We start from the raw sequence: 12,360 nt of genomic DNA on the forward strand, positions 1-12,360 counted from the left end.
AGCACTATCGGGCGCAGCACAAGTGCGCCATCGTGGCTTAGTAGTAGCGGTTGGGCACTGCCAACACAGCCATCGTGACGCGCGAGATGCAGACCAACTTACCAGCCTCGCTGGTGATGCGTACTTCCCACACTTGGCTGCTGCGCCCAATGTGAACTGGTTTAGCAATGCCATACACCCAGCCCTCTGAGACAGCACGGATGTGATTGGCGTTGATTTCTTGGCCTACGCAGTGAAACTGGGCTGGATCGACCACATGCGCGGCGGCCCACGAGGCCAGCGTCTCGGCAAACAACACCGACGCACCGCCGTGCAGCACACCGGCAGGCTGGCGCGTGCGCTCGTCTACCGGCATCCGGCCTTTGAGGTAATCGTCACCTGTTTCGAGTAACTCAATGCCTAAAGTGCCGTTGGCGCATTGCGCGCCTCTTTCGTTGATGGTGTCCAGGGGTACGTCAGAAAACCAAATCGCCATCTATGTCTCCTTCAGGTAGTGGGGGATGCTCAGTGCTTGGCAGCACCGAGATAGGCTTCCACCACCTTGGGGTTTTTGGCCAAGTCTGCGGCCTTGCCCTCTAAGGTGATGTCGCCCACTTCCAGAACATAGCCGTAATCGGATACCTGTAGCGCGGCACGGGAATTTTGCTCAATCAGCAGCGTAGCCACGCCAGTGTCGCGCAAGCGCGCAATCACTTGGAACACTTCGGCCATGACACGCGGGGCCAAACCCAACGACGGCTCATCGAGCATCAGCACCTTGGGGTCGCTCATCAGGGCGCGGCCCAAAGCGATCATTTGGCGCTCACCCCCCGACATGGTGCCTGCCAGTTGCAAGCGACGCTCTTTCAGGCGCGGGAAGGTGGTGTAAATACCTTCGAGCCCATCGCGGTACGACCAGCCCGGTTTGCGCCGACGGTAGGCCCCCAGCACAAGGTTGTCTTCCACCGTCATAGTAGAAAAAAGCTCGCGCTTTTCTGGCACCAGTGCCAGCCCCAAGCCCAAGCGCTGCTCGACGGCATCGTGCGAGACATCGCGGCCTTGGTAGGTGATCTGGCCTTCGGTCTGGCCCGGTGCGGGCAATACGCCCATGATGGCATTGAGCAGCGTGGACTTGCCCGCACCATTGGGGCCAATCACGGTGACGATTTGCCCAGCACGCACTTGGATATTGGCGTTGCGCAGGGCCTCGACCTTGCCATAGCGGGCGCTCAAGCTGTGTGTGTTCAGCACAACGGGGTGCTTGTCCTTGCTCATTCGATGCCTCCCAAGTAGGCGGCCAGCACGGCCTCGTTGTTTTGGATTTCGGTGGGCAGGCCCTCGGCAATCTTGCTGCCAAACTCCATCACCACCAGCCGGTCGGTAATGCCCATCACAAAGTCCATATCGTGTTCCACCAGCAGCACCGACATCCCTTCGGCTTTGAGCTGTTGCAGCAGGGTGGACAAGGCTTGCTTTTCCTTCAGGCGCAAGCCTGCTGCGGGCTCATCCAACAGTAGCAGCACTGGGTCGGTACACAGGGCGCGGGCAATTTCCAGAATGCGTTGCTGGCCCAAAGCCAAGCTACCGGCGGGGGTGTGCATAAACTCTTCCAAGCCAACACGCTTGATTTGTTCGGCGGCCAAATAGAGCAGGCGCGCTTCCTCCACCCGGTCTAGGCGCAGGGCAGCGCGCACGGGGTCGGTATGGCCGCGCAGGTGTGTGCCCATCGCCACGTTCTCTAGCACCGACAGGTGCGGGATCAAATGGACGTGCTGGAAACTGCGGCCAATGCCACGTTGCACAATGCGGCGCGAATCGAGGGTGTCGATGCGCTGGCCGCAAAAGCGGATTTCGCCGCTCGTCACCGGCAGCACGCCCGTGACCAAATTGAACATGGTCGATTTACCGGCACCGTTGGGGCCGATCAGGCCAACGATCTCACCGGCGCGCAGGTCAAACTGCATATCTTTGACCGCCACCAAGCCGCCAAACTGCTTGCGTGCCTCGTTCACTTCCAAAATGATGCTGCCGGGCGTGGGCTTGGCGCGGCGGGGCATATCGCTGTAGCCTTCGGGGGCGATTTCGGGGGCCACCACTTCGGGTTCAGGGGGATGGACGTGTGCCCACAGCGCCGTGACGCGCGGCCAGATACCATCGCGGGCATGGTGCAACAGCAGCACCACCATCAGGCCAAAGAACAGCATTTCGTAGTTGCCATTGCTGCCCAGCAGCAGCGGCAGCCAGTCTTGCAACTGGCTTTTCAGGCCGGTGAGCAACCCAGCCCCCAAAATGGCTCCCCAAACGTGGCCGACACCGCCCACCACGGCCATAAACAGATATTCAATGCCCATGTTCAAGCCAAACGGCGTGGCGCTGACCGACCGTTGCAGGTGGGCATAGAGCCAGCCCGACAGACTCGCCATCAGCGCAGCCAGCACAAACACCAACACCTTGTACTGTGCAGTGTGAATGCCCATCGCCTCAGGCATGGTCTTGCCCTTGGCCAGCGCATGGATAGCACGGCCCGGACGCGAATTGAGCAAATTGAGCACCAGCCAAACACAGCCTCCCAAGCAGAACCAGATCAGGCCATACATGACACGCGGGCTGGATAAGTCCACACCCAGCACCGTCAGGGGTGGGATACCAGAGATACCGTCGTACTTGCCCAAAAACTCCAGCGTGCCAAACAAGTAGTACAGAGACAGGCTCCAAGCAATGGTGGCCAGTGGCAGGTAGTGACCCGACAGACGCACCGTCATGGCACCAATAGCCAAGGCAGCAGCCCCAGACACCAGCAAGCCCATCGGCAAGCCCAGCCAAGGCGACCAGCCCAGCGTGGTGGAGAGGTAAGCCGTGGTGTAGGCCCCCAGCCCCACAAAGGCCGCTTGACCAAACGAGGTCAGGCCGCCCACACCAGTGAGCAATACCAGCCCCAGCGCCGCAATGGCGTACAGGCCGATGTAGTTGCCCAGCGTGATCCAGAAGCTGGGCACGGGCAGAAACGGGAACAAGAAGAACCACGCAAACAAAAGCCATTGCAGCTTTTTGGTGGAAAGAGAAGCAAGCAGACGCATGGGAAGAAGGCTCAGGGTTGGAGGGGTAGCATCAATCAAGACAGTCCGCGTGACCATCACTCTTCATCGCTGTGCGGCGAGCGCCACGAGCGCCAAGCCAGCACCGGCAGAATCAAGGTGAACACAATCACCTCCTTGTAGTCACTGGCCCAGAATGAGGAGTAGCTCTCTAGCAGCCCGACCAGCACGGCACCAATGGCCGCCAGCGGGTAGCTGGCCAACCCACCAATGATGGCGGCGACAAAACCCTTGAGGGCGACGACAAAGCCGGTGTCGTACTGCACCGTGTTCATCGGCCCAATCAGGATGCCCGCCAACGAGCCTAGCCCTGCCGACAAGCCAAACGCCAAGCGGCCCGCTTGGGTGGTACCAATACCCACCAGCCGCGCACCGTTGCGGTTGACCGCTGTGGCGCGCAGCGCCTTGCCCATGAGCGTGCGATCAAAGAACAGGTAGAGCAGCGCAATCAGCGACAGCGACACCACCACGACCAGCGCACTCTGGCCCGAAATCAACAGCGCCCCGACCGAGGTACTCCACTCGGTAAACGGCAGGGTGCGCGAGCCTTCGGGGCCAAACACCAGCAGGCCCAAACTCAACAGCGCAAAATGCACCGCCACCGAGACGATCAGCAGCACCAGCACTGAGGCTTCGGCCACCGGCTGGTAGGCCAAGCGGTAGATCATCAATCCCAGTGGCACCGTAATGCCCAGTACCAACAAAATTTGCAACACCATCGGCAGTGTGTGCCAAGGCAGCACCGAAACCAGCGCCCACACCAACAATGGGTAGAGCAAATTTTCTGCGGCGCTCCAGCCCAGCAGTTTGGGCGACAGGGGTTTGTAGCGGCGGTGGTGCAAGGCCGTCACCAACTCCGTCAAGAAGGTGGCTACCCCCAGCGCCAGCAGCAAGCCGACCAGACGCGGAAACTGCTCCGTTTGCAAAGCGGCCAAGGTCAGGGCACCAAAGCCGACAAATTCGCCTTGGGGCAAAAAAATCACCCGCGTGACGGAAAACACCAACACCAGCGCCATCGCCAGCAAGGCGTACACCGCGCCGTTGGTGATGCCATCTTGGGCCAAGATGGCGGCAATACTTAAATCCATGTTGTCTCCTGGTTCAGCCCAGCGCTCGGTCTGGCTGATACGGTGGTTCGGCAGCGGGGGTTCAGGCCGTGTTGATGACAAAGGCGTCGCAGAAAAAATGCGCTGCGGGCAGCCCCGCCTGCGCGATAAAGGCATCACGGGCGGCATCGATCATCAGCGGGTTGCCACAGGCATAGACCTCGTGGCCCGACAGGTCGGGCAGGTCTTGCAGTACGGCGGCATGGACAAAGCCCGTGCGGCCTTGCCAGTCGGCTTCTGGCTGCGACAGCACCGGCACCAACTGCACGCCCGGAAATTGCGCCTGCCAAGCCGCCACCGATTCGACGACATACAAATCGCTCCAACGCCGGCCGCCCCAATAGAGCACAGCACCGCGCTGGGCGATGGCCGCACCGTGGCTGCGCAGCAGTGCAGCAATGGGGGCATAGCCAGTGCCCGAAGCCAGCAGCACGATGGGAGCTGTGCCCTTGTGCAGCACAAAGGTGCCATACGGCCCCTGAATGCGCAGCAAATCGCGGGGCTTGAGCTTGTCGTAGGCGTGGGGTGAGAAACGCCCGCCGTCCATGCGGCGCACGTGCAGCTCTAGCAAACCTTCGGTATTGGGCACATTGGCCAAGCTGTAACTGCGCCGTGCGCCATCTTTGAGCAGCACGTCAATGTACTGGCCCGCTTGGAAATGAAACCCCGATGCCGCTGGCACCTGCAATTGCACAATGGCGACATCAGCGCTAGGGCGTTGCACGTCCAGCACCCGTGCGCCCACCGTCACGACGCGCTGGCCCGGCTCCTTGGGCACATCGGGGGCTTGCAGCACCAAATCACCCAAAGGGAAAGCCTGACAAGTCCGGCACTGGCCTGCCGGTACCGGCTCGGCCCCAGCGGGGGCTGGCTCAGCATGGCGCACATCGCCCGCACTCAGCGCTAGATGGCAACTGTTGCAGGTGCCAGCACGGCAACTGTGTGGCAGCCAGTACCCGGCGGCAATGGCAGCATCCAGCACCGTTTGCGCTGGCGTGCAGGCAAAGCTGCCGCCGTGGGGTTCTAGCTGTATCTGAAAAGTGTCGGACATGGTGGTTCAGCCTGCTGCGCGCATCGGGCTGCTGCTCGGTCATCGGGGTTGCAAAAAGGGGCTTGTCGGCTTTAGCCGCAAACAACCACAGCTTCGGGGCGCGGCTTGCTGTGCAGCAGTTGCACCTTGTCGGCGCGGCGCTTGAGCACGGCGCGCTGGTTGATGTAGCCTTTGTCGGTGATCTCGCCGTCATCCATGCTGGGTGGCTCGTCCAGCATCAGCGCACGGCTGGCACTTTGCGAAGAGCCACCGCCTTCAGCGCGCAGCTTGCGCAGCCCTGCTTGCAGATGCACGGCCAGCTCTTCGGCGGTGAGGCCCTTGGCGGCAGCGCTGGGAAACACCAGCAGCCCCACTTCATCGGCATCATGGCCGGTCACGACCACATCCTGCGCCCAAGGTGCCAGCGCCGTGACGGCCTTGACACGCAGCGTACCCACCGAGACCCAAGTGCCGGTGGTGAGCTTGAAGTCTTCGGCCACGCGGCCATTGAATAACACGCCTTTTTCGGGGCGCTGCTCATCGACCAACAGCCCGGCATCGCCAATGATGTAGTAGCCTTCTTCGTCAAAGGCTTTGGCGGTTTGCTCTGGGTTGTGCAGGTATTGGTTAAACACCTGTGGCCCCTTGACGCGCATTTCCAGCTTGCCGTTGTTGGGCACAAATTTCAGGCTGGTGCCGGGCACTGGCAGACCAATGCAGCCGGGGCCATCGAGTTTCCAATGCACATTGGTGATGAGCGGCGAAGTTTCGGTGGCCCCCCAAGCGGCGGTAAACCACACGGATTCACCCAGCACGCTTTTGGCGCTGCGCTCTAGCCGATCCCACGTGGCTTGGGGCAGGGCCGCAGCGGCATAAAACACACCGCGCAAGCGGCCAAAAAAGTCGCGGGCAAAGCTCTCGTCTTCTTCCAAAAAGGCAATCAGCGCATCAAAGCCCTTGGGCACATTGAAGTACAAATTGGGCTGCACTTCGCGCAGGTTGCGCACCGACTTTTCCATCAGCCCCGGCACCGGGCGGCCTTCGTCAATATAGAAGCTGCCGCCGTTGCACAGCACCATGTTCAGGTTGTGGTTGGTGCCAAAGGTGTGGCTCCAAGGCAACCACGAGACGATGACCGGCTTTTCCTCGCGCAAAAATGTCCAAGTTTGGCGGATTTGCTCTTGGTTGGCGCACAGCATCCAGTGGGTATTGACGGCAATTTTGGGTTTGCCAGTCGAGCCAGACGTGAGCAGGTATTTGGCGTGCGTTTGCGGCGTGATGCGGGCAAAGGCCTCCATGACGGCTGGGGTTTCCTTGGCGCGGGTCAGCTCGGCAAACGAGCGCCCCACAGAGACGCTGTAGGCGTTGTGGCTGAGTACCACCGGGCAGTCCAGCCCCGCAGCGCGGATGGCTGGGCCATAGACTGCGCCATCAGAGGCATAGATCAGGCCGGGCTGCAATTCATGCAGGATGCCGGAAATCTTGCTGTGCTCTTTAGCCAAACGCGAATAAGCGCTGGTGATGGCGGCAAACGGGCGGCCAATGTGCATGGTGGCAAACATCAGCAGCGCTTGGTCGAGGCTGTTGTCCGAGAGGCACACCACGGGCGCGTTTTCTGCCAACCCACCATCTAACAAGGCTTGGGCAATGGCCCCAATCTTGTCGCGGGTCTGGGCATAGGTCAGTTTGACCCACTCGCCATCGGGGCCGCGCTCGGCCAAAAACAGGGCGTTGGGCGTGGTGCGCGCCCAGTGCTCTAGCCAGTCACCAATGCAGCGGGTGACGCTGCCCAGCGGCTCTGGCGATGTCAGGATGAACCCGCCCTCAGGCAGGTCTTGCTTGAGCACCGCAGGCGTAGCCAGCATGGCCGGGTTGGTAAAAAACGAACTACTCATGGTGTACGGCTCCTGCGCTGCGTTACTTCAAGAGCTTCCAAGCGTTCTTTTCAATCGTGACCAGCACCCGGCCATCCACGCCCAAGCCGGAGTGGTCGGTGGTGCTCATGGTGACTACGCCGTGGGAGACGGGCAGCTTGTTGGTTTTTTCGATGGCGTCGCGCAGGGCGCTGCGAAACTCCGGGGTGCCCGGCTTGGCTTGCTTGGCCACGGCAGCCACAGCCTTGTCCAGCACCAAATAGCTGTCATGGGCATAGGCACCAAAGGGGCTGCGCGAACCTGCGCCATACTTGCCTTCGTAGGCTTTCAAATAGTCCAAACCCGGCTTCTTGCTGGGGTGGTTGTCGGGCAGTTGCTCGGCCACCAGCACATTGCCGGTGGGCAGCACCACGCCTTCATCAGCGGCACCCGAGACGCGCAAGAAGTCGTTGTTGGCAACGCCGTGGGTTTGGTAGAACTGGCCTTTGTAGCCCCGGTCGCGCAAAGCACGCATGGGCAGCGCCGCTGGCGTGCCGCTGGCCGCAATAAACACCGCTTGCGGATTGGTTTGCATCAGCTTGAGCGTTTGTGCCGTCACGCTTTGGTCACTACGGGCATAGCGCTCCACAGCAGCCACCTTGATGCCGTGCAGGGCAGCACCCTTTTGCACGTCTTGCAACCAGCCTTCGCCGTAGGCGTCGCTAAAGCCGATAAAGGCAATCGTCTTGACGTTGTTGGCCTTCATGTGCTCAAACAGCGCCGAAGACATCACATTGACCGAGTGCGGCAGCGGAAACACCCACTGGATTTGCTTGGGCTCAAACGGGGCCAGCGCAATCTGCGGTGTTTTGCTGGCTGTGGCGGCTTCGGCAATAGCCAGGGAGGTGGGCACGGTGGTAGAACCGATGATGGCATCTACCTTGTCCGAATCAATAAAACGGCGTGCATTTTTGGCCGCTTGGCTGGGGTCAGAGGCATCATCCAAGACGATGTAGTTCACCGGCAAGCCACCCAGAGTTTTGGGCAACAGCTCAATGCTGTTTTTTTCGGCAATACCCAGCGAGGCCGCTGGGCCGGTGGTGCTCAGTGATACCCCCACGTTAATGGTTTGTGCCTGCGCCAAAGCGGGCAGGGCCAAGCTGGCGGCGATAGCCAGAGCAGTGAGTGCGTTACGACGTTGCATGGATTTGTCTCCTGTGGATTTAGTGTTGTGTTGTGTGAAAGAAAAAGCAGCGCCACTGGCCTGCACAGTGCTGGTGTTAGCGCATGGGTCGGATTTCCCAGCCGCAGTCGCTTTGCAGAATGGCGGCGGTAGTGGCGCGGCTGTTGGCCTTAGACGCCAGCAGCACGTAGTGGCCGGTGTGGTCTTCGGGCTGGGCAATAAACTTGAGCGGCATAGCGTTGGCTACGCTGTCTTCAAAGCCCGGAATTTCGGACAGGCGCTTTTCCTGCTTGCCCAAGCTGGCGGGGCCGCGCAGTGGCGTCACGGTGCCGCCGGGGGCTACGCCATTGACGCGCACATCGGGGGCAAACTCATAGGCCAACTGTTTGATAAGACCCACACCGGCGTGCTTGGAGGCCACATACAGCGGGCCGCCGCCTCCGGCATAAAACGCCGAGTTGGACAGGGTAAAAATCATGCTGCCGCCGCTGGCGCGCAGGTGCGCTGCCGCCGCGCTGGCCGCCAGCACATAGCCTTTGACGTTGACACCAAAAATCTCGTCAAAGCTCTCGGCCACCTGTTCGGTGGACATCCTTTCCAACTTGGCAAAGAAATCCCACACCCCGGCATTGCCCACCAGTGTGTCGAGCTTGCCAAAGCGCGCCACCGTGGCCTCCACGGCGGCTACGTTGTCGGCAGGCGAACGCACATCACCAACCGAGACCACCACCTTGTCGCCAAACTCGGCCACCAAGCCATCGGCTTGATCGGCGCTGCGCACCATCACGCCGACACCCGCACAGCCTTCGGCAATAAAGCGCTTCACTACTGCCCGGCCGATGCCCGAGGCTCCGCCTGTGACCAAGGCCACATAACCATTTAGCCAACCCATAACCGTTCCTTGTTTATGTACAGAAAACAACCCCGGCGCGTGGCCGGGGTATGAGCGCAGGGTGCTGTAGCACCCCGGCCTTAGAGGAACGTGTTGAGGTTCTTGGACATGAACACCGATTGGGTGATCAAGATCTTGCGCCGGGCAATCTGAAAGCTCTCACCTACGGCGCGAATCACGTCTTCACGGCGGCCCACCAGCAGGTCGTTGTCTTTTTCGACCCGGCTGCGGTAGTTGACAAAGCTCGAATGCACGACAAACTCGCCGGGCTGCTCGCCTTGGTAAACCTCAATGCCGCTAACCACATGGGCGTGGCGCGTAGCCGGGTCTTCAGCCCACGCGCTGGGCTGCTTGAAGCGGGTGATACGGCGGGTCAAATCCAGCAGGTTGTCGTTGTACAACGCGCCGCCGTCGATTTGGTAAGCGCCCTTCTTGTCGTAGCGGCGGCGGTTTTCCATCGTCGGCATCCAATAGTGGATGTCTTGCGCCAGCAGAGCCAGCCAGTCGTCCCAGCGTTCGTTGTCCAACAGGCGTGCTTCGCGGTACAAAAACTGCTCAATGCGGCGCTGGGTTTCAGCATCCACAGAAATCTCGGCTTGGGGTGTGGCGACGGCGTTCATGCGGTCTCCTTGGTGCTGGTGGTGGGCAGGGTGGGAACGTCACGTTGGGGCACGTCTTGCCATTCCTGCGCTTTCATCAGATCGAGCCAGCGCTGGTAAAACGCGCGCTGATTGGCTTCATTGACCTGACCCCGAAACACATTGCATGGCAGGTCGGTGTCGGTGATGCGGGTGTTTTGGCCCAAGCCCAAATACAGGTCTTGCTGACGCGTGACAAACCCGGCATTGGTCTTGGTGCTGTATTCCCAGTTCTCGCCGTCGTCCATCTCAAACACACCGGAGGGGCTGAAGGTCATCATCGTGCCCTTGCGCCACTTGTCTTTGATCTCTTGCGGAGCCTTCTTGTTGACGAATGTCCAAGTGTGCAACTCGATCTGGCCGGGGCCACGGGGGTGCCAAGTGCGGAAGGTGTTTTGACCGGGCAAGAACGAGGTGTTAGGAAACAAGGTGCAAGACGAGATGGCACCAATCATCTTGGAGCGCACTTCACCCAGACGCTCTTGCACCTTGGGTTGCAGCACGTACAAGTACTTCATCAGGTCTTTGTCGCCCAGCGTGGCACAGTTGCCCACGATGTCTTGGTTGAACTCCCAACCATGGCCGTTAAAGTTGACTTGGTACGACTCATGGGGCAGCTTGTGGACTTCGGCCACCGAGCCGCCGACCATCGCCTTGGCACCGGAATCGTGCGTCCAACCTGCGTGCAAGATGTCGCCGACGAAGTTTTCCGAGGCGTATTTCCAGTTGCACTGGATGACAGACTTGACGCAACCACCAACAAACTCGGTGCCGCCTTCGTCCATATCAAAGATGGCGTCGAGGTAGTAGCGGAAGTCGCCCAGATACTCGGCCAGCGGGGGCGCGTTGGGGTCGAGCGTGGCAAAAATCAGGCCCTTGTAGCTGTCAATCTGCGCCACCGGGTGCAGACTGTGCTCGTTCTTGTCCATGCCCGTGGCTTCGTAAGCCTCGGAGGCATGCATCCCTTTCAGGCCGCCATCAATACCAAAGGCCCAGCCGTGGTAGTTGCACACAAATTGGCGGGCGTTGCCCAGGTCGGCAAACGTCACCTTGTTGCCACGGTGCGGGCAGGTGTTCAAGAAGCCACGGATGCTGTTGTCCTTTTGGCGCACGATGATGACGTTGTCTTCACCCATGTAGGTCGAGACAAAATCGCCCGACTTGGGGATTTGCGACTCGTGGCCGACAAACAGCCAGCAACGGGCAAAGATCTTTTCCAATTCCTGCTCGTAAATGTCGCGATCCCAAAAGATGTCGCGCGACATGCGGCCCTTGTCCAGATCCATCATGCGATCCAGACGGGCAATGGCCTCGGCCACGGGCCGACGCTTGAGCCGCTCGGGCAGGGATGTATTGTGTTGACTCACGTTGTTTGCTCCTTAAATGCCGCCAGCCGCTTCGTCGGCTTCTTGGCTCAAATCCACCAGCACATCGTCACCTTGCGTTGTCACCTTGTAGGTGCGCAACGCCACTTCACAGGGCCAGCCCATAGGCTGGCCGCTGGGAATATGGAAAGTCCCGTCATGCACGGGGCAGGCAATCAGATCGCCATCAACGATCTCGCCTTCAGCCAGCGAGGCCGTAGCGTGGGTGCAGCCGTCTTGGGTGGCATAAAAGGTGCCATCAACGTTGTAGACCGCCAATTCACAGGCACCGACCAATTGCTTGCGCACCTGCCCAGCGGGCAGTTCGCCTTTTTTGAACAGGTAAATGGGTTGTTCAGTCATGGGCCAACTTTCAGGCGGCGTGCAACTGCACAAAGCCCAAGCCCGTCACCCATTCGGGCACGGCGGCGTAATCGATGATTTCGCCCTTGGCACCGGGCATCGCGCCCATCGCACAGGCCCACTGGCGGATTTCCATGCCACCGTTGCCGCCGTTGGCCAAGATGTAGTCGTCGCTCAGGGCTTCCATCGCGGCCAAGTCGCCGCGCACGGCGTAGTCCATGATTTCGCGGTCAAAGGCTTCATTGACCTTGCCCATCTCTGGCACGCCCACCCAGTGGCTGATGCCACCGCTGCCAATCACGACCACGCGCTCGTCGTCTGGGCTGGCTTCAATGGCGGCCTTGATGGCCGCGCCCAACTCAATCACGCGGCGCATCTTGATGAACGGATCAACCCCCGAAGCCAAGTACACCGGAATGGTGCCGATCTGCTGGCCCTTGGCACGCACCGGCTCAATGATGAGTTGGTTCGGAATCGCCACAGCATGGTCTACGGTGAAGGCGCGGCCCACCGCCCAGTCAAAGCCGTTGTCCTTGCCGTGCTCGGCAATGAAGCTGGCCAGTTTTTGGTTGTCAGGAATCACGCCCCTGCGCAGGCCGGGCAGCGGATCAATCGGGCCATCGACGTCGCCAGTCCCAATCAGGTACTGCGGCAGGCAGCCGGTGCCAAACAACATATAGTGGTCAGCACCAATCACCACGGCGCTGGTGGCGTTCAGACCGGCCAGACGCTCAGCACAGGTGGCAAAAGCCCCCCACATACGCTGGGCAACAGCCTCTTGCGGCGCATTGGGCGCAATGAACATCACCGGATCGTGCGGCACTAAAAAGCCGCCAACAATTTTTCCCACAGCCAGT

Annotated in this window: 12 protein-coding genes; all 12 read right to left on the reverse strand. The window is 60.3% G+C overall.

Annotated features, from left to right (window positions below; all coding sequences use genetic code 11):
- Window positions 1-37 precede the first annotated feature (37 nt).
- Window positions 38-475: a PaaI family thioesterase gene (locus tag BMX55_RS09605; RefSeq protein WP_091456583.1), complete on the reverse strand. Its 438-nt coding sequence runs from the start codon at window positions 473-475 to the stop codon at window positions 38-40.
- A gap of 29 nt (window positions 476-504) precedes the next feature.
- On the reverse strand, window positions 505-1,254 hold the full coding sequence (locus tag BMX55_RS09610) for an ABC transporter ATP-binding protein (protein ID WP_091456585.1): 750 nt from the start codon (window positions 1,252-1,254) through the stop codon (window positions 505-507).
- A complete protein-coding gene (locus tag BMX55_RS09615) occupies window positions 1,251-3,056 on the reverse strand; it encodes a branched-chain amino acid ABC transporter ATP-binding protein/permease (RefSeq protein WP_091456589.1) in 1,806 nt (601 codons plus the stop codon). The genes BMX55_RS09610 and BMX55_RS09615 overlap by 4 nt, the downstream gene beginning before the upstream one ends.
- Before the next feature lie 56 nt (window positions 3,057-3,112).
- The gene (locus tag BMX55_RS09620) at window positions 3,113-4,162 is read right to left on the reverse strand and encodes a branched-chain amino acid ABC transporter permease (protein ID WP_091456592.1); all 1,050 of its coding nucleotides are present in this window, start codon (window positions 4,160-4,162) and stop codon (window positions 3,113-3,115) included.
- A 61-nt stretch (window positions 4,163-4,223) separates the two neighbouring features.
- Window positions 4,224-5,231: an FAD-binding oxidoreductase gene (locus BMX55_RS09625; RefSeq protein ID WP_091456595.1), complete on the reverse strand. Its 1,008-nt coding sequence runs from the start codon at window positions 5,229-5,231 to the stop codon at window positions 4,224-4,226.
- Between the two features lie 71 nt (window positions 5,232-5,302).
- Entirely contained in the window at window positions 5,303-7,105 is a 1,803-nt protein-coding gene (locus BMX55_RS09630; RefSeq protein WP_091456599.1) for a feruloyl-CoA synthase, read from the reverse strand.
- Window positions 7,106-7,127: 22 nt separating this feature from the next.
- The gene (locus tag BMX55_RS09635; RefSeq protein WP_091456603.1) at window positions 7,128-8,267 is read right to left on the reverse strand and encodes an ABC transporter substrate-binding protein; all 1,140 of its coding nucleotides are present in this window, start codon (window positions 8,265-8,267) and stop codon (window positions 7,128-7,130) included.
- Between the two features lie 76 nt (window positions 8,268-8,343).
- Entirely contained in the window at window positions 8,344-9,138 is a 795-nt protein-coding gene (hcaB, locus tag BMX55_RS09640; protein ID WP_091456606.1) for a 3-(cis-5,6-dihydroxycyclohexa-1,3-dien-1-yl)propanoate dehydrogenase, read from the reverse strand.
- An 80-nt stretch (window positions 9,139-9,218) separates the two neighbouring features.
- Window positions 9,219-9,758: a 3-phenylpropionate/cinnamic acid dioxygenase subunit beta gene (locus BMX55_RS09645; RefSeq protein WP_091456610.1), complete on the reverse strand. Its 540-nt coding sequence runs from the start codon at window positions 9,756-9,758 to the stop codon at window positions 9,219-9,221.
- On the reverse strand, window positions 9,755-11,143 hold the full coding sequence (locus BMX55_RS09650) for an aromatic ring-hydroxylating dioxygenase subunit alpha (protein WP_218144476.1): 1,389 nt from the start codon (window positions 11,141-11,143) through the stop codon (window positions 9,755-9,757). Before BMX55_RS09650 ends, BMX55_RS09645 begins: the two co-directional genes overlap by 4 nt.
- Before the next feature lie 12 nt (window positions 11,144-11,155).
- Window positions 11,156-11,503, reverse strand: coding sequence for a non-heme iron oxygenase ferredoxin subunit (locus BMX55_RS09655; RefSeq protein ID WP_091456613.1), 348 nt, complete (start codon window positions 11,501-11,503; stop codon window positions 11,156-11,158).
- 10 nt (window positions 11,504-11,513) lie between these two features.
- Window positions 11,514-12,353, reverse strand: a complete 840-nt coding sequence (locus BMX55_RS09660) for a DODA-type extradiol aromatic ring-opening family dioxygenase (RefSeq protein WP_091456615.1) — start codon at window positions 12,351-12,353, stop codon at window positions 11,514-11,516.
- Window positions 12,354-12,360 lie beyond the last annotated feature (7 nt).

Source organism: Giesbergeria anulus, from assembly GCF_900111115.1.
In the GTDB taxonomy this organism is placed as follows: Bacteria; Pseudomonadota; Gammaproteobacteria; order Burkholderiales; family Burkholderiaceae_C; genus Simplicispira; species Simplicispira anulus.